Raw genomic sequence first — 15,565 nt, 5'->3', positions numbered from 1 at the left:
CCCGTATGGGAAACACGCGAACTATCGGCATCCCACGGGTCGGCGTGGGCCATTGGACCAACGAAGCGGCGGAGACCGGCTGCACTGTTGTTTCCCTGCCGCCGGGCACGTGCGCATCCTGTGAGGTTCGTGGTGGTGCGCCGGCATCACGAGAGCTCGCCGCGCTGGCCCCCGACAAATCTGTCCTCGCGATCGACGCGGTGGTACTGACGGGTGGCTCCGCATTCGGGCTGGCGGCCGCAGACGGCGCCATGCGGTTCTTCGAGGAGGTGGGTAGGGGAGTCCCCACGTCTGGCGGGCTCGTCCCGGTGATCCCGACGCTCGCGCTCTTCGATTTGGCGGTGGGAGAGGCATCCGTTCGGCCCGGTGCAAGTGAAGGGTATAGCGCTGCGCGGGCGTCCGTCGGCGGGCCACACTTCGAGATCGGCCGAGTCGGCGCAGGCACCGGCGCCTATACCTCGCATTGGCGCGGACCGGCCGGACGGCAACACGGCGGCATGCGATACGCCGAGGTGGTTGCCCAAGGGGTGATCGTCGGAGCCCTGGTAGCCGTCAATGCCTATGGCGATATCGACCATGGCGGCGAGGAGGTGTCGCTGGGCGCGGTGGCAGCGCTGTCGGAGGTATTCGGATTCGGTGATTCGCGCCAGCACACGACAATCGGCGTCATCATCACCAACGCGCAGTTGGACAAGGTCGGCTGTCACATCGTCAGCCAGGGTGCACACGACGGGTTGTCGCGGTCTATCTCGCCGCCGCACACGCGATTCGATGGTGACGCGTTTGTTGCCGCCGCAACGGGGCAGGTTCCTGCTCACGTTGACGTGGTGCGGCTGATGGCGCTCGACGCCGTGGCACGGGCCATTCGCGGGGCCTGAGAGCGCACCCGGAGGTGCCCGGCTATGCGCGACAGCCCCCGCCGACGGGGCCATTTGTCGCTCAGAGTCGGGCACTGGCGAGTGATCTCGCGCGGCCGTGACACGATCGGCACTCCATCGGAGATAACCCTTGCGCTTAATTCGTTATTTCCGATAACGTATCTACCGAGGCGGGGATTCAGCTCAGCGTCGAGATGAATCCGGATGGAGGCGTGCGTGTTTACCCGGGAGAGCGCATGAATGACATTCGATTCGACGGGCGGGTGGCAATCGTCACCGGTGCGGGCGGCGGGCTCGGGCGTGAGTACGCCCTGCTGTTGGCCAGTCGCGGCGCCAAGGTCGTCGTCAACGACATCGGATCGCCCGACGAGCTTTTGGGCACCGGGAACTCCGACAACCCGGCCAATTCTGTCGTCGCCGAAATCCGGGCGCTCGGCGGTGAAGCCGTCGCCGACACCAACACCGTCGCCACCGGAGACGGCGGGCGCGCCATCGTTGCCGCCGCGCTGGAGGCCTGGGGACGGGTGGACGTCGTCATCAACAACGCGGGAATCGTGGGGCCCATCAAGACATTTGGCGAACTCACCGACGAGGATGTGGACACCGTTCTCGGCGTTCAGCTGCTCGGGCCCTTCAACGTGTTGCGCCCGGCGTGGAAGGCGATGGTCGACCAGGGATACGGGCGCATCCTGAACATCTCCTCCGGCAGCATGTTTGGGCAGGGAGAGGCCTGCACCTACCCGACAGCGAAGGCCGGGATGATCGGCATGACCACCAATCTGGGGCTTGCGGGACCGGCCTACGGCATCAAGGTGAACGCACTGCTGCCGGTCGGATTCACGCGCATGGTGGAAAACATGCCCGAGCCGACGCTCAGCTGGCTTCGCGAGACGTTCCCGGTTGCTGCGGTGGCGCCGGTTGCGGCGTTCCTGGTGTCTGAGGACGTGCCGTGCTCCGGCGTCAGTTTCAGCGCCGGCGGCGGGCGATTCGCGCGGGTCTTCCTCGGTGAGACACAGGGAGTGACCTCGTCGCGGCTCACCGTCGAAGAGGTGCGTGACCGATTCGCGGCAGCGATGGAGACCGACCGCGCCGCGACCATCGACAACGTAAGCGACGAGCTCACGCTGTACGCGGCCACGTTGGCCGGCCGGTAACACCTCACGAGGGGTAGGAGGGCAGCACCTTTTCCCAGATTTCGATCTCGCCGCGTACCGGACGAAAGACGGGATGCGGGCGTAGCCTCAGCGGGTTGTCGGCCACGAGAAGTGACGGATCACGTTGCACCAGTTTGGTATCCAATAGCCATCGCTCGTAGTCCAGCTGCTTGCCATGAACATCGATCAAAGGCTCGGAAACGGTCGCCGGCACATCGATGAGTTCGCGGTTGAATCGATACCCGCGCCGGTTGGCCTCATCGACGAGGCCGACCAGGTACGCGCCGATCCCGGCGAGTGGCTGCTCCAAGGTTTTGAACCGGTCCAGCTGCGGATGGTTGCGGTATCCACGGGTGCGACCCTGCAATACTTTTTGCGCCAACAGGGTTTCTCGCCAGCAGGCGACCAGGCCCTTGGCATCGAGGTTGCACGGATGCAAAGACCACAGTCGCATGCCTTCTCTGTACCCGAAGACGGCGGCGGTGGCCAAGCGGACACGGCCCTACAGATTCACCAACTCGCCCGATCGTCGCCACAGATCCTCCTGCGTCTGCTGATTCGAGCGGATCCGGACGGCGGGCAGCAGGCCCAAACCGGGGGTCGAGGTGAAGAACTGTCCGGTAGTGGTGACGAGATCCTCGTCGAGCACCAATCGGATACCCATCCGGGCCCCCTGATCGGGGCGCCGCACGAAAGGCGTCCGCGAGGCCAGACCGGCCGCGGTGGTGAGAATGCGACTGTCCCGAACCAGCCCGGTCGAAACCATGCCGGGGCAGAAGCAGTTGACCGTCACCCCGGTGCCCTCCAGGCGCCGCGCCAGTTCCTGGGTGAACAGGATGTTCATCAGTTTTGACTGTCCGTACCGGATTTCGGAGCCGATCGCGTGGTAGCGGCGGGGCTCTGCGAATCGGTCCACTTCGATGCGCGGCCACGATCTGTGCGCCTCGGACGCCGTGATGACGATCCGTGCCCGCTCGGCTGCGGTGATCGCCGGGAGCAGCAGATTGGTCAACAGGAACGGCCCCAGGTGGTTGGTCGCCATCATCAGGTCGTATCCATCGGTGCTGGGCTTGCTGGACAGGGAGTGAATGCCGGCGTTGTTCACCAGCGTGTCGATGCGGGGGTGCGTCTCGGCGATCTCGTGGGCGGCCGCACGTACCGAATCGAGATCGGCCAGATCGGCCTGGATGAACTCGGGTTCGGATGCCGCTCCGTTCTCGGCCGCCAGTTCGCGGACGGTCTCGGACGCCTTGACGGGATCGCGCGCCAGCAGCGTCAGCAGCGCTCCGCGCCGAACCAGCGTCAGCAGCGCTCCGCGCCGAACCAGCGCTCGGGCGATTTCCTTCCCAATGCCGTTGGTGGCGCCGGTGATAACGATTCGTGAACCGGCGACGGGGCGATCTGAATACGCGCTCATGACCCTCCTCATTGAGTGAACTCTATGCATCCAAATACAATCAGTATTTGAATGCGGTGAGCATTTCAAGCCCGGAGGCTCGTGTCAAGGGCCGGGTATCACCCCTGCTGGCGTGGTGGTGGTCGGTACATTGAGCTCGTGTCGAAACGCCTCAGTCGCACGGAGTCGCAGGAGCTGACGCGCGCCAAGCTGATCGATTCGGCGACCCAGCTGTATCTGGAGAACGGCTATGCGGCGACGTCCACCGATCAGGTGGCCGAGGCGGCGGGGTTCAGCCGCGGCGCTCTGTACTCGAACTTCAAGAGCAAGGAGGACTTGGCGCTCGCCGTTCTTGACAGGCACACGCAGGACCAGTTCCAAGAAATTATGGTGGTGGCCACAGACGCGCCATCCGAGCGCTTCACACGTTTCGAGACCTGGTTGACGAAGTCGATGGGGGATCGCCGGTGGGCGTTGCTCAAGTCTGAGGTCGCGCTATCGGGCCGGGCCAATCCGGAATTGCGTCAGCAGCTGGCAGCCCGAGACCAGATGGCCAGGCAGGCTTTGTCCGCCCTGCTCGGGCATCTGGAGGCCGAAAGCGGAAACCCGTTGCCGGTGCCACCGGACACCCTGGCTCGCGCCATACTCGCACTCGCCAAGGGGGTGGCGATCGAGGGATTGGTCGACGACGAGGTGTCGCCCGACTGGATCATCGATCTACTCAAGAAAAGCCTGCCGCCGGCGGTACTCGAATAGTATTACCGCGCTTAGGCTCCGAAGGTCAGTGTGATCTTCGCGCCCGGATCGAGATGGGCCCCGGCGGCGGGATCCTGCGTCACGATGCGCGCCTTCTTGCTCGGGTCGTCCACGGGGACATCCTTGGTCGCGACGCTGACCCGGCCGAGCTTGCGCAGCAAGGGATTCGCTTCAGCCCAGGCCAGCCCCACCAAGTCGGGCATCACACCCGGCTGGACCGTTCGGGTGGTGGTGCTCGGCGGGCTTGACGTCCCTTCCTGCGCGGCGGGAGTCGAGCATCCCGCCAGCACACCCGCGGCAATACAGATCGCGGTCACCGTTCTCATCGAGCCCCCTCCCAATATTTCTGGCGCACCAGTCCTTTGGCCAGCTTACCGGTGGGAGTGCGCGGAAGGGCGTCGGTGAAGTCAAAGCTGCGGGGCACCTTGTACCGGGCAATGCGCTCGCGCAGGAACGCGGTGAGCTCGGTGGCCAGTGCTTCCTGATCGGCCGACGGATCCGCCGGCTGAACCACCGCCTTCACCGATTCGCCCATCTCGGCATCGGGTACACCGATGACGGCGACATCCAACACCGCGGGGTGCAGCGCCAGGGCGTTCTCGATTTCCTGGGGGTAGATGTTCACGCCGCCGGAGATGATCATGAACGCCTTGCGATCGGTGAGAAACAGGTAACCGTCGTCGTCGACGTATCCGATGTCTCCGGTTGTCGTCCACGTCGGATAGGCGGGATGCAAAGCGCTGCGGGTCTTTTCGGCATCGTTGTGGTACGAGAACGGCAGTTCGTCGCGTTCGAAGTACACCAGCCCGGCCTGGCCCGTGGGAAGCTCGGAGCCTTCCTCGTCGCAGATGTGCAGCACCCCGAGCGCGGGACTGCCGACCGACCCCGGACGCGTGAGCCAGGTCGCGCTGTCGATGAACGTGACGCCGTTTCCCTCGGTGGAGGAGTAGTACTCGTACAGGATCGGGCCCCACCAATCGATCATCGATTGTTTGACCTCGATAGCGCAGGGAGCGGCCGCATGGATCGCCACCTTCAGCGTAGACACGTCGTAACGCGACCGTATTTCTTTGGGTAGCTTGAGCATCCGTACGAACATGGTCGGCACCCACTGGCTATGGGTGATGCGGTGCTTCTCGATCGCGGCCAACGCTCCCTCGGCGTCAAAGCGATCCATGACCACGACCGTGCCGCCCATCGACTGGACCACACCGGAGAATCGCAGCGGCGCCGCGTGATACGTCGGCGCCGGCGACAGATACACCGTGTCGGCATCGAAGCCGTACAAGTGGGCGAACAGCATCAACGGGCTACCCGGTTCATCTACCTGCCGGTCCGGTAGCGGAATCTTGATTCCCTTGGGGCGGCCGGTGGTTCCGGACGAATAGAGCATGTCCGATCCGGCCGGTTGAGAGGGGAGGGGTTCGGCCGACGTGCCGGCCAGGGCGTCCTCGTAGGAATCGAAGCCGGGGATGTCGCCGCGCAGGGCGAGGCGGACCTTGACCGCGGGGATGTCGTCGAGAACCGCCTCGGCCTGTTCACGCACACCGGCGGCGGCGACGAGCGCCGTGGATCCAGAGTCGTTGATGATGTAACTGATCTCCGCCGGGGCCAGGTGATGGTTGACCATGGTGATGTACAGCCCCGAACGCAGCGCCGCCCAGTAGACGACGAAGACCTCCGGAACGTTGTCGCTCAGCATGGCGATGTGATCGCCCTTGCGCAGTCCCGAATCTTGGAAGAAGTGCGCCAGCCGGCGGGACTGCTCGTCCAACTGCCCGTAGGTGAGCGTGGCTCCCGAGTCGGCCATCACCACGGCGGGCTTGTCGGGGAATTGGGCGGCGTGGGTACCTGGATACACGGACGAGGACCTTCCGACGGCGTTGTCTGCGGGCGGTGTCGACTGTACTTGACAGTGTGTCAAGTTTGAATCGGGGATGCGCCTCGACTCAATACGAGCGGATGTCTTGTGAGCGGGGTGGCGCCCCGCCAAGATTCTGCACCGTGACCGACGAACAGTCCGGCGCTTCGGCACCTGCCGGGGGCGAGCCCGCAACATCTCTCATCGCGCGCATCGGCGTGGACTGGTGGGCAACCATTATCGCCGGAGTGATCGCCCTGCTGGCCGTGGCCAACGTGCTGCCGAAGATTCCGTGGTGATCTCATGACGTCAAAGGCCCAGACGCAGACCGCCGACGAGGCGTACCAAAACCCGGAGGCGAGCTTTACCTCCCATCGCCCGCTCGACTATGTGCCCGGCATCCTGCTGCTGATCGGCGTGGGTTTGTTAGGCAAGTACGCCCAGATCTGGTGGAAGGATCTGGCCAAGGCGCAGCACTGGACGGTGCCCGATATCGAATACGTGTTGTGGGCCATCGTGATCGGCCTACTGATCACCAATACCGTTGGGCTGCACCGTATCTTCCGACCCGGGGTCCAGACGTACGAGTTCTGGCTCAAGATCGGCATCGTGGCGCTCGGGGCCCGCTTCGTGCTGGGCGACGTCCTCAAGCTCGGTGGCACCAGCCTGGTGCAGATCGTCATCGACATGACAGTGGCGGGCACCATAATTCTGTTGGCGGCCAGGTGGTTTGGACTGAGCGGAAAGCTGGGTTCACTCTTGGCGATAGGCACCTCGATCTGCGGGGTGTCGGCCATCATCGCGGCCAAGGGCGCCATCCGGGCACGTAACTCGGATGTCAGCTATGCCATCGCATCAATCCTCGCGCTCGGCGCGGTGGCGCTGTTCACGCTGCCGGCGATCGGGCACGGGCTCGGACTGACCGACTATGAATTCGGACTATGGGCGGGCCTGGCCGTCGACAACACCGCGGAGACGGTGGCCACGGGACGGCTGTATTCCGAGCACGCTGGTGACGTCGCGACGGTCGTCAAGTCCACCCGCAACGCGCTGATCGGTTTCGTGGTGCTCGGCTTCGCGCTGTACTGGGCGGCCCGTGGCGAGGCCGACACACTCGCGCCGGGGATCAAGGCCAAGGCCGCGTTCGTGTGGGACAAGTTCCCCAAGTTCGTGCTCGGCTTCCTCGCCGTGTCCACCGTGGTCACCCTCGGATGGCTGACCAAGGGTCAGGTCAACAACCTCGTCAACGTGTCCAAGTGGGCGTTTCTGCTGACCTTCGCAGGCGTGGGACTGAACACCAATTTCCGGGAGATCGCCCGCAGCGGCTGGCGTCCTCTCGTGGTCGCGGTGATCGGTCTTGTGGTGGTGGCGGCGGTATCTCTGGGCCTGGTTCTGCTGACCTCACGCGTCTTTGGCTGGGGAGCGCACGTCTAGACCGGGCCGCATCAGACCGGGGCCGCCGTCACGCACACGTAACCGGTACGGATCGCGTCCGCAATATCGCGCCGCGATTCTGTGCGTCGATGACCACAGAAGTCGCTGCCTCATCGGATGTCGACGCAGTCACCGCAGGTGCCCCGGAATCCGGGACCGCCGAGTACGAGAATGAGCCGGTTCCAGCGCATGCCCGACGAAGCCTGACGTCTGTCGCGGCGGTGTGGCTCGGGTTCCCGATGATCCTCACCTGCGCTGTGTTCGGCGGGCTCGTCGTTTACTCACTGGGTTTCTGGCGCGGCATGCTGGCGATCGCCTTGGGTAATGCCGTCCTCACCGGCTACGTCGGGGCACTGAGCTACCTGGCCGGTAAGACGGGAAAGAACTTCGCGCTCACCGCGATCGGGACATTCGGGTGGCAGGGATACCGTGCGGTCTCCGCCTTCCTGGCCACCGTGGTCATCGGATGGTTCGCGTTCCAGACGGGTCTGACCGGCTCGGTGTTGGCCGGCAGCGCCGGCTGGGACGCACGGTGGACAGCCCTGGGCGCCGGCATCTGCTACGTGGCGGTGACACTGATCGGCATCAGGGCACTGTCGGTGATCGGTCTCGTCGCCGCTCCGCTGTACCTGCTGTTGGGCTCGGTGGCAATCGTTCTGGCCCTCCGTCATTCGACGCTGTCCGACGCCCTCGAATACAGCGGAGGAGCGGGAGTGACGGCGATGAGCATGGGCGCCGCGGTGACGCTGGTAGTTGCCTGCTTCATCGATTCCGGGACCATGACCGCCGACTTCACTCGATGGTCTCGCTCTGGGCGACAAGGATTTTGGGCGTCAGGCGCGGCCTTTCCGCTCGGAAACAGTGTTGCCATGGTCATCGGCGGGGTGATTGTTGCGCTGGGTGCCGCACGTTCGCCTGCCACGGACGGCGGCAATTTCCTGGGTGCGCTGATCGACACCGGCGGCTGGCTGGTGCCGGTGGCCATCGCATTCGTCTTCGTCAACCTGGGATCGGTTTGCACACACTGCCTGTACAACGGCGCGGTCGGGTGGAGCCAGCTCACCGGTCACAAGATGCGGCCACTGGCCGTTCTGCTGGGTTCGGTGGGGGTGCTGTTGGCCGTGCTGGGGGTGTGGTCGCAGTTCGAACAATGGCTGACCCTGCTGGGCGTCGTCGTCCCGCCGATCGGGACGGTGCTCATCCTGGACCAGTTGGTGCTGCCGCGATTCGGATTCGTCGCCCGCGAATCGGCGATCCGTTGGGAAGCCTTCGGAGCGTGGGCGGCAGGAGCAGCCGCGGCACTGGCCGCACACCTGTGGGCGCCGCAGCTCTCTGATGCCTTGGTGGCAATGGTGGCGGCCGCGCTTGTCTTCCTCGCGGCACGCCGCGTCGCGAGGAAGGGCGAAAGGGTATGACGGACCAAGTCGACGCGCAGCCCTACCCGTGGCCGTTCGACGGTCCCGTGAACCCCGAACAGACCGCCGTGCTGTGCATCGACTGGCAGGTCGACTTCTGCGGCCCCGGTGGATATGTCGACACCATGGGATATGACCTGTCCCTGACGCGTGCGGGTCTGGAGCCCACGGCCCGTGTGCTTGCTGCGGCGCGCGCGGCGGGGATGACCGTCATCCACACCCGTGAGGGCCACCGGCCGGACCTGTCCGATCTTCCGGCGAACAAACGGTGGCGCTCTGCCCGCATCGGTGCCGAGATCGGCGTGGCGGGACCTTGTGGGCGAATCCTGGTGCACGGGGAGCCGGGCTGGCAGATCGTGCCGGAGGTTGCGCCGCTGCCGGGCGAACCCATTGTCGACAAGCCCGGTAAGGGCGCCTTCTACGCGACCGATCTCGATTTGGTGCTGCGCACCCGCGGTATTCGGTACATCGTGCTGACGGGCATCACGACCGATGTCTGCGTGCACACCACCATGCGTGAGGCCAACGACCGCGGCTTCGAATGCCTCATCCTGTCGGACTGCACCGGTGCGACCGATCCTGATAACCACGCGGCCGCACTCAAGATGGTGACGATGCAGGGCGGGGTGTTCGGCGCGGTTGCGGACTCGAATCAGCTGCTCGCCGCGCTGTGAACATGCTGAGATCCGGGGGTCTTCACGCCTGAGTTCACGCGATAGGCGACGATGGAGGGGTGAACTGTCAGGAAGTGCGCGAGCAGCTGTCGGCGTGGGTCGACGGTGAGCAGGCGAGCGTCGCGCGCAAGCGTCTGGACGAGCATGTGCTGTCCTGCGCCTCCTGCCGGGACTGGCTCGGCCGGGCACGCGGGCTGGACCGTCAGTTCGCCTACGCGCGTTCGACGCCGACCCGCGATCTGACCGGACAGATCCTGGCGGCAGCCGCCGTCGAACCCCTCACACCCATGGCCCGGTACATGCACTGGGCACGCCAGAACGTCAACCGGTGCGCGCTGGTGCTGATCGGACTGCTCCAGTTGGGCGTGGCCGGGATGCAGGTCGCCGGAATCGACTTCGGGATGGTGTCTTCACATCACCACGGCGCGATGACCGGTGCGCACCTGATGAACGAATCCACGGCCTGGGTGGTGGCGCTGGGCGTGGCCATGGTGATCGCCGGCGTGCGCCCCGCTGCCGCGGCCGGAATGGCAACGGTGCTGGGTGCATTCGCGCTCGTGCTCACCGGGTACGTCATCAACGACGCCGTCAATGGCCAGGTGACGTTGGCGCGCATCGTCAGTCACTCACCGGTGCTGCTCGGGCTGATTTTCGCCCTGCTGGTCCTGCGCGACTACCGCGCGGGACGCACACCACCCAACCAGCACCGTGCCGTGTTCCTGGATGAAGTGGCCTCGGGGGAGCGGCATCTGCGCTCCACCGACAACTCAGCTGCCTGACGTCCCGGCCCGGCGGGCCGCCACGAATCCCCACACCAGGTCGATGGCCAGGAACAGCGCCAGTGAGATTCCCAGCAGCGGCGTGAACCATCCGATCGCGATGACCACGACGGCCAGAAGCGCCAGCTCCAGCGGCTTGAGGGCAAGCAGACCGCCCCGCCGCGGCGGCACGGGCCAGCGACCGCTCTTGGTCGGGCGCCTGCGCCACCACATCAGGTAGCCGCGGGTGATGACGGTGATGAGCCCAATCACGATGAGCGCCACCAGTATTTGATTGGGGATTCCGAACAGGATGCCCATGTGTCCGTCGATGGCCCATTCGGTCGATTTCTGTAGCAGCGACCAGTCCGAGAAATTGCTGCGTCCAGTGATCTCACCGTTGGACGGGTTCACGGTGATGGCATCCAGGTGTGTCGGGATATCGCGTTTGCGCTCGGAGACCAGCCATGCGGTATTGGCCTCCGGTGGTGGCGTCATCCACAGCGGGCCGCGCAGCCCGGCGTCGCGCACCGTCTCCATCACCGTGTTGACGCCACCTAGCGGATTGCCGGTTGATGTGGGGGCGGCACCGTGATGTTCATGCCCGGTCATCGGTTTGGCTGCCGCCGGATCGAGCTCGGTGGACAGCGCGGGCCGAATGGCCTGGGTTATGTCGCCGATGTTGGTGCCGGCATACCGCGACCAGGTAAGCCCGGTAACCGAAAGCGCCAGCAGCCCAAGGACTATCCAGACCCCGACGGCGCCATGCCAGGTCAATCTGCGCCGGCGCGGGGTGGCGTCGCGATCGGGGAGGGCGATTCTGCGTAGCTGCCCGGTGCGGCGGCGATATCCGATCCACAGGAACAGGCCGCCGAGGGCCACCACCCACAGCCAGCTGGCCGCGAGCTCGCTGTAGTTGCGCCCAAACGCACCCAGGTGCAGATTCCGGTGCAGCTCGTCGAACCAGGCGCGCACGGGCAGCCACTCGCCGTACGTGGTCAGCGTGCCGCGAATCTGCCCGCTGTAGGGATCGACGAACACCGTGCGCGAGTAGTCGGCGGGAACGTCTTCTGTCGCGAAGACAATCCGGGTCGTGTCGTCGGGTAGGGCCGGCAGGCGGATGGATGTCACCGTGCCGCCGGGCTGCGCGGCGGTCGCGACCGCCACCTGCTCGGAGAGCGGCAGCTGCTGGGACCCGAGGGAATCGACCTTGAGTTCGTGGCGGTACACCACGGCGTCGACCTGCCCCACCAGCGCGTATGCCAACCCGGTCAGCGCCGCGACCAGGAGGAACGGGCCGACGAGGAGCCCCGCATAGAAGTGCAGACGCAGTACGATCGGTGCAAATCGTCCCCACACGGTGTCGGTCTGCGACTCGCGAGCTTCGGGGCGGTCCTCGGTATATGTCACGGGATATTGGTCGGACGAACCGGCTAAAGAGTTCCCGCTGTTCTCTGCCGAACATCTACGACATAGAGTAGGACTCGTGGCCACCGGCACCGATGACGAGCAGCTGCTTGAGATTGCGCTGTCCGCTGGCCGTGGCGACCAATCCGCTCTCGAATCCTTGGTGAAGGCGACCCAGGCCGACGTGTGGCGATTCGTCGCCTACCTGGCCGATACCGGTGTCGCCGACGACCTCACCCAGGAGACGTATCTGCGGGCCATCGTGGCGTTGCCACGATTCGCCGGACGCTCGACGGTGCGCACCTGGCTACTGTCGATCGCGCGCCGCGTGGTGGCCGACCACATCCGCCATTTGAAGTCCCGGCCGCGCATCGCGCACGGTGCAGACCTTGAGGAAGCCTCGCTGCGTCGCCCCACACATCGGTTCGAGGAGTTGGTGGAGCTCAAGTCGCTTCTCGCGGCGCTGGACGAAGATCGGCGCGAGGCATTGGTGCTGACGCAGGTCGTCGGTCTGTCCTATGCCGAGACCGCGGACGTCTGCGGCTGTGCCATCGGCACCATCCGCTCGCGCGTGGCCCGTGCCCGCGACGAGCTGATCGGTTGGTCCGAGCCCGAGAATATGACCGGCTAGCGCGACAAGCGCTCGGCGATCTCCCGGAGGTTGGCCTCCATTCCCACCCGCCAGTCCTGCAGGCGGCGCGACACAATGCGGGCCTCCTTGTCGGGCATGGCCTCGATCGCGGGCGTCAATCCCGACGGGCCGGGGCCCAGGCGTCCCCATTGCCGGACGATCACGCCGTCGCTGGCCGGTTCCACTTCGAAGCCCCAACTCGCCGCGTAGGTATCGCCCTCGGAGAGCACGTTCCACACCCAGCGGGACTCGGGCTCAACCTCGGTGATCACCGATACCGTTTCCCACTCGGAGCCGTCTCCGCCGTTGGTGCCCTTGAACCGCGCGCCGACCGCAACCTTGTCGGCGCCGTCGAGCCACTGGACGTTGACGAGCTCGCCGGTGCAGTAGGTGGGAAAGGCGATGTCGGTGACCAGAGCCCATGCTTCGGCAACTGTGCCCGACATCCGTTGGGACACTTCGATAGTGGGGCAGTCGCGGTATCGCATAGGCTGATCCTACGTTGGCGATGGAGGGCCGGATGCGTATTGGTGTGACGATCGAGCCGCGGTTGCCGGGTGCCGCCGACTTCGCGCGGCGCGCGGAACAGCTGGGCGTCGACTCGCTCTGGGTGCCGGAGGTGTGGGGATACGACGCCCTCACCGGGCTCGCCTACCTGGCGGCCTGCACCGAGACGATAGGGCTGGGCACATTTGTGGTTCAGCTCGGATCGCGCTCGCCGGCGATGTTGGCGACCTCGGCGTTGAGCCTTCAACAGCTCTCCGGTGGGCGCTTCAGGCTGGGCGTCGGGGCCTCCGGGCCGCAGGTGATGGAGGGCTGGCATGGCGTGCGCTTCACCAAGCCGGTGCAGACCACACGGGAGACCATCGACATAGTCCGGATGGTGGGGCGCGGGGAGCGGCTCCGGTACGACGGCCAGGTGTACACGTTGCCGCTGCCGGACAGTGCCGGAAAGGCGTTGCGGCCCCTGGTGGCACCGCAGCAGGTGCCCATCTACATCGCGGCTATGGGCCCGGCCAATCTGGCGCTCACCGGTGAGTTGGCAGACGGATGGCTTGGCAACTCTTTCATCCCGGAGTTGGCCGAGGTGTTTTTGGACCCCATTCGCGACGCGGCGGTGGCAGCCGGGCGGCAGCTCGGCGATATCGATCTGGTGGCGCCGGTGGCGCTCGAATTCGCCGACACCGCAAGCGATGCCGCCGCCGCCGTCAAGCGCCATGCGGCCGGATACGCGTTCACCATCGGTGCCATGGGTGGTTCCGGGCGGAACTTCTACAACGAGGCATTCACCCGGCTCGGATACGGCGACGGTGTGCGTATCGTCGAATCCCTCTGGCGTACCGGAGATCGGGACGGCGCGCGTGATGCGGTTCCTGAGGATCTGGGCCGCCTCACAAACCTCGTCGGCACCGACGAGATGATCGGACAGCGGCTGGAACGCTATCGCGCGTCGGGCATCTCGACCCTGCTGGTCAAACTCGACACCCCTTACGAGGAGCAGCTCCGAGCACTCGATCGACTGCTCGCCTTGCTCTAAAGCGCAGACACCGCGCCGGTGATCGGGGTGGCGCCCGCGGTGAGGAACAGAACCTCGTGCCGGGTGTTCGGCGCGTTCAGCAACTCGGTGACCACCGCCGCGACATCGGCGCGGGGCACAGATCCACGTGCGATCTTGCTGGCCGACAAGGTGACTGAACCGGTGGGCGCCGCATCGGTGAGCAGCCCCGGGCGCAGGATCGTCCAGTCCAGGCTGTCGCGGGTGCGCAGATCTTCCTCGGCGGCCGTCTTCGCGATCACGTAGGCGATCCAGGACTCGTCACCTGTGGTCGGCGCGGGCTCGCCGGCGCCGAAGGCGCTGATCTGGATGAACCGGCGCACCTGCGCCTGTTCGGCGGCCTCGGCCAGCAGAACCGCCGCGGCACGGTCCACGGTGTCCTTGCGTGCCGGGCCGCTGCCGGGCCCGGCGCCCGCGGCAAATACTGCGGCATCGGCCCCGGCGAGGGCATCGGCGACCGATCCCACGTCGGCCGATTCCAGGTCCAGGATCAGTGGTTGCCCGCCCCACGCCCGGACATCGGCTGCGTGGTCGGGATTGCGGATCAGCGCGATAGCAGTATCGCCGCGCCCCGCGAGTAGTCGGATCAGATGTGCGGCGATCTGCCCGTGACCACCTGCGATGACGACTTTCTGGGGCATGGTGTTCCTTTCGTGAGTCCACGACCGACAACTTCGACGGGAGGTCGGGCATTCCCGGGCCGCGCAGATTCACAAGGCGCGCTTGTTAGCTGTCAACAATCTTTTGTTGGCCGTGGCTAGGCGGACCTCGTAGCGTTGAGGCTTGCCGAGCAACGTCGGCTGACTTCTATTGAGGAGTGGATATGGTCGACATCCCGGGGACAATCGATCCGGTTCAGCCCTATCGGCCGCAGGAGCGGCCGTTGGCGGGCAAGGTGGCGGTGATCACCGGGGCTTCGGCGAATATGGGTGCGGCACTTGCGCAGACGCTGGCTCACGATGGCGCCCGCATCGTGGTGCATTACCGAAGTAACCACAAGGCAGAGCAGGCCGCGCAGGTCGTTCGCCAGATTCAGGAGTCCGGTGGCGAGGCGGTCAGCTTCCAGGCCGACCTCACGATTCCGGAGAACTGCACCAAGCTCGCCGACGCTGCCTTCGAGGCATTCGGCCGGTGGGACATCCTGATCAACACCGCGGGAATGATCGTGCGCAAACCCTTGGCGGACATCACCGAGGAGGAGTACGACGGGGTTTTCAACACCAATGCCAAGACGGTGTTCTTCATGATGCGCGAGGCGGCACGCCGCATGGCCGACGACGGCCGGATCCTGAGCTTCGTCACCACGATGGTCGGTGCGCTGGCACCTACCTACAGTGCCTACGCCGGATCCAAGGCCCCCGTCGAGCATTTCACCAAGGCACTGGCCAAAGAGGTTGGTGGGCGCGGGATCACCGTCAACTGCATAGCACCCGGACCGCTGCAGACGAGCTTCTTCTACCCGGCCGAATCCGATGACAACATCGCCTGGCTGGAGTCGATGAGCATCAACGGCAAGATCGGGCGCGGCGACGACATCCTGCCCGTGGCCCGGCTGCTGGTTCTTCCCGAATCGGGGTGGACCACCGCGCAGACCATCTTCGTCAACGGCGGCATCATCTCCACCGTCAACTAGTCGCCAACCTTGC

The 15,565-nt window shown here is 65.5% G+C and carries 18 protein-coding genes; 11 read left to right on the top strand and 7 right to left on the bottom strand.

The window, feature by feature from the left end; genetic code table 11:
* The first annotated feature begins 5 nt into the window (after nucleotides 1–5).
* Nucleotides 6–878, top strand: a complete 873-nt coding sequence (locus tag MYCSP_RS16060) for a P1 family peptidase (RefSeq protein WP_088414319.1) — start codon at nucleotides 6–8, stop codon at nucleotides 876–878.
* Nucleotides 879–1,114: 236 nt separating this feature from the next.
* Nucleotides 1,115–2,032: an SDR family NAD(P)-dependent oxidoreductase gene (locus tag MYCSP_RS16055; RefSeq protein ID WP_083013664.1), complete on the top strand. Its 918-nt coding sequence runs from the start codon at nucleotides 1,115–1,117 to the stop codon at nucleotides 2,030–2,032.
* Between the two features lie 4 nt (nucleotides 2,033–2,036).
* Here MYCSP_RS16055 and MYCSP_RS16050 read toward each other — a convergent pair whose 3' ends face one another.
* Together MYCSP_RS16050 and MYCSP_RS16045 are read right to left on the bottom strand one after the other, a co-directional pair.
* Complete coding sequence (locus tag MYCSP_RS16050) at nucleotides 2,037–2,486, bottom strand: pyrimidine dimer DNA glycosylase/endonuclease V (protein ID WP_083013663.1); 450 nt, start codon at nucleotides 2,484–2,486, stop codon at nucleotides 2,037–2,039.
* 48 nt (nucleotides 2,487–2,534) lie between these two features.
* On the bottom strand, nucleotides 2,535–3,449 hold the full coding sequence (locus MYCSP_RS16045) for an SDR family NAD(P)-dependent oxidoreductase (protein WP_088414317.1): 915 nt from the start codon (nucleotides 3,447–3,449) through the stop codon (nucleotides 2,535–2,537).
* Nucleotides 3,450–3,587: 138 nt separating this feature from the next.
* Here MYCSP_RS16045 and MYCSP_RS16040 point away from each other — a divergent pair, with 138 nt between their 5' ends.
* Nucleotides 3,588–4,184, top strand: a complete 597-nt coding sequence (locus MYCSP_RS16040; RefSeq protein ID WP_070909776.1) for a TetR/AcrR family transcriptional regulator — start codon at nucleotides 3,588–3,590, stop codon at nucleotides 4,182–4,184.
* A gap of 11 nt (nucleotides 4,185–4,195) precedes the next feature.
* Here MYCSP_RS16040 and MYCSP_RS16035 read toward each other — a convergent pair whose 3' ends face one another.
* Together MYCSP_RS16035 and MYCSP_RS16030 are read right to left on the bottom strand one after the other, a co-directional pair.
* Complete coding sequence (locus tag MYCSP_RS16035) at nucleotides 4,196–4,387, bottom strand: PASTA domain-containing protein (protein WP_070910083.1); 192 nt, start codon at nucleotides 4,385–4,387, stop codon at nucleotides 4,196–4,198.
* 119 nt (nucleotides 4,388–4,506) lie between these two features.
* On the bottom strand, nucleotides 4,507–6,045 hold the full coding sequence (locus MYCSP_RS16030; RefSeq protein WP_083013552.1) for an acyl-CoA synthetase: 1,539 nt from the start codon (nucleotides 6,043–6,045) through the stop codon (nucleotides 4,507–4,509).
* Nucleotides 6,046–6,188: 143 nt separating this feature from the next.
* Here MYCSP_RS16030 and MYCSP_RS23345 point away from each other — a divergent pair, with 143 nt between their 5' ends.
* The 5 genes from MYCSP_RS23345 (at nucleotide 6,189) to MYCSP_RS16005 (ending at nucleotide 10,347) form a co-directional block, all read left to right on the top strand.
* Complete coding sequence (locus MYCSP_RS23345) at nucleotides 6,189–6,344, top strand: hypothetical protein (RefSeq protein WP_070909778.1); 156 nt, start codon at nucleotides 6,189–6,191, stop codon at nucleotides 6,342–6,344.
* Nucleotides 6,345–6,348: 4 nt separating this feature from the next.
* The gene (locus MYCSP_RS16020; RefSeq protein WP_070909779.1) at nucleotides 6,349–7,479 is read left to right on the top strand and encodes a YeiH family protein; all 1,131 of its coding nucleotides are present in this window, start codon (nucleotides 6,349–6,351) and stop codon (nucleotides 7,477–7,479) included.
* 89 nt (nucleotides 7,480–7,568) lie between these two features.
* On the top strand, nucleotides 7,569–8,894 hold the full coding sequence (locus MYCSP_RS16015) for a cytosine permease (RefSeq protein WP_083013551.1): 1,326 nt from the start codon (nucleotides 7,569–7,571) through the stop codon (nucleotides 8,892–8,894).
* Nucleotides 8,891–9,568: a biuret amidohydrolase gene (gene biuH / locus MYCSP_RS16010; RefSeq protein WP_070909781.1), complete on the top strand. Its 678-nt coding sequence runs from the start codon at nucleotides 8,891–8,893 to the stop codon at nucleotides 9,566–9,568. The genes MYCSP_RS16015 and biuH overlap by 4 nt, the downstream gene beginning before the upstream one ends.
* A 59-nt stretch (nucleotides 9,569–9,627) precedes the next feature.
* Entirely contained in the window at nucleotides 9,628–10,347 is a 720-nt protein-coding gene (locus MYCSP_RS16005; protein WP_083013550.1) for a DUF2275 domain-containing protein, read from the top strand.
* On the opposite strand, the gene MYCSP_RS16000 is transcribed toward MYCSP_RS16005, so the two are convergent.
* Nucleotides 10,336–11,736: a PepSY-associated TM helix domain-containing protein gene (locus MYCSP_RS16000; protein ID WP_083013549.1), complete on the bottom strand. Its 1,401-nt coding sequence runs from the start codon at nucleotides 11,734–11,736 to the stop codon at nucleotides 10,336–10,338. The two genes, MYCSP_RS16005 and MYCSP_RS16000, sit on opposite strands and share 12 nt — an antisense overlap.
* 76 nt (nucleotides 11,737–11,812) lie before the next feature.
* Between MYCSP_RS16000 and sigC the strand changes: the two genes are divergently transcribed.
* Nucleotides 11,813–12,364 (top strand): RNA polymerase sigma factor SigC, encoded by a 552-nt coding sequence (sigC, locus tag MYCSP_RS15995; protein ID WP_088414315.1) that lies wholly within the window; start codon nucleotides 11,813–11,815, stop codon nucleotides 12,362–12,364.
* Here the strand turns inward: sigC and MYCSP_RS15990 are convergent.
* Nucleotides 12,361–12,852 (bottom strand): SRPBCC family protein, encoded by a 492-nt coding sequence (locus tag MYCSP_RS15990; protein ID WP_088414313.1) that lies wholly within the window; start codon nucleotides 12,850–12,852, stop codon nucleotides 12,361–12,363. The two genes, sigC and MYCSP_RS15990, sit on opposite strands and share 4 nt — an antisense overlap.
* Nucleotides 12,853–12,884: 32 nt before the next feature.
* Between MYCSP_RS15990 and MYCSP_RS15985 the strand changes: the two genes are divergently transcribed.
* Nucleotides 12,885–13,901 carry an LLM class flavin-dependent oxidoreductase gene (locus MYCSP_RS15985; protein ID WP_083013662.1) on the top strand — a complete coding sequence of 339 codons (1,017 nt, stop codon included), beginning with the start codon at nucleotides 12,885–12,887 and terminating at the stop codon, nucleotides 13,899–13,901.
* On the opposite strand, the gene MYCSP_RS15980 is transcribed toward MYCSP_RS15985, so the two are convergent.
* A complete protein-coding gene (locus tag MYCSP_RS15980; RefSeq protein WP_083013546.1) occupies nucleotides 13,898–14,560 on the bottom strand; it encodes an NAD(P)H-binding protein in 663 nt (220 codons plus the stop codon). The genes MYCSP_RS15985 and MYCSP_RS15980 overlap by 4 nt on opposite strands.
* Before the next feature lie 182 nt (nucleotides 14,561–14,742).
* Between MYCSP_RS15980 and MYCSP_RS15975 the strand changes: the two genes are divergently transcribed.
* The gene (locus MYCSP_RS15975) at nucleotides 14,743–15,552 is read left to right on the top strand and encodes an SDR family oxidoreductase (RefSeq protein WP_088414311.1); all 810 of its coding nucleotides are present in this window, start codon (nucleotides 14,743–14,745) and stop codon (nucleotides 15,550–15,552) included.
* Nucleotides 15,553–15,565 lie beyond the last annotated feature (13 nt).

The sequence above is a fragment of the Mycobacteroides saopaulense genome (assembly GCF_001456355.1).
GTDB classification, from domain to species: Bacteria; Actinomycetota; Actinomycetes; order Mycobacteriales; family Mycobacteriaceae; genus Mycobacterium; species Mycobacterium saopaulense.
Note: the sequence above shows the minus strand (reverse complement) of the source record. Positions and strands in the feature narration are given on the sequence as shown.

Excerpts from the sequence above, each read along its gene's own strand:
- MYCSP_RS16060 (WP_088414319.1), top strand. The coding sequence starts at position 6 with ATGGGAAACACGCGAACTATCGGCATCCCACGGGTCGGCGTGGGCCAT.
- MYCSP_RS16055 (WP_083013664.1), top strand. The coding sequence starts at position 1,115 with ATGAATGACATTCGATTCGACGGGCGGGTGGCAATCGTCACCGGTGCG.
- MYCSP_RS16050 (WP_083013663.1), bottom strand. The coding sequence starts at position 2,486 with ATGCGACTGTGGTCTTTGCATCCGTGCAACCTCGATGCCAAGGGCCTG.
- MYCSP_RS16045 (WP_088414317.1), bottom strand. The coding sequence starts at position 3,449 with ATGAGCGCGTATTCAGATCGCCCCGTCGCCGGTTCACGAATCGTTATC.
- MYCSP_RS16035 (WP_070910083.1), bottom strand. The coding sequence starts at position 4,387 with ATGCCCGACTTGGTGGGGCTGGCCTGGGCTGAAGCGAATCCCTTGCTG.
- MYCSP_RS16020 (WP_070909779.1), top strand. The coding sequence starts at position 6,349 with ATGACGTCAAAGGCCCAGACGCAGACCGCCGACGAGGCGTACCAAAAC.
- MYCSP_RS16015 (WP_083013551.1), top strand. The coding sequence starts at position 7,569 with ATGACCACAGAAGTCGCTGCCTCATCGGATGTCGACGCAGTCACCGCA.
- biuH (WP_070909781.1), top strand. The coding sequence starts at position 8,891 with ATGACGGACCAAGTCGACGCGCAGCCCTACCCGTGGCCGTTCGACGGT.
- MYCSP_RS15990 (WP_088414313.1), bottom strand. The coding sequence starts at position 12,852 with ATGCGATACCGCGACTGCCCCACTATCGAAGTGTCCCAACGGATGTCG.
- MYCSP_RS15985 (WP_083013662.1), top strand. The coding sequence starts at position 12,885 with ATGCGTATTGGTGTGACGATCGAGCCGCGGTTGCCGGGTGCCGCCGAC.
- MYCSP_RS15980 (WP_083013546.1), bottom strand. The coding sequence starts at position 14,560 with ATGCCCCAGAAAGTCGTCATCGCAGGTGGTCACGGGCAGATCGCCGCA.
- MYCSP_RS15975 (WP_088414311.1), top strand. The coding sequence starts at position 14,743 with ATGGTCGACATCCCGGGGACAATCGATCCGGTTCAGCCCTATCGGCCG.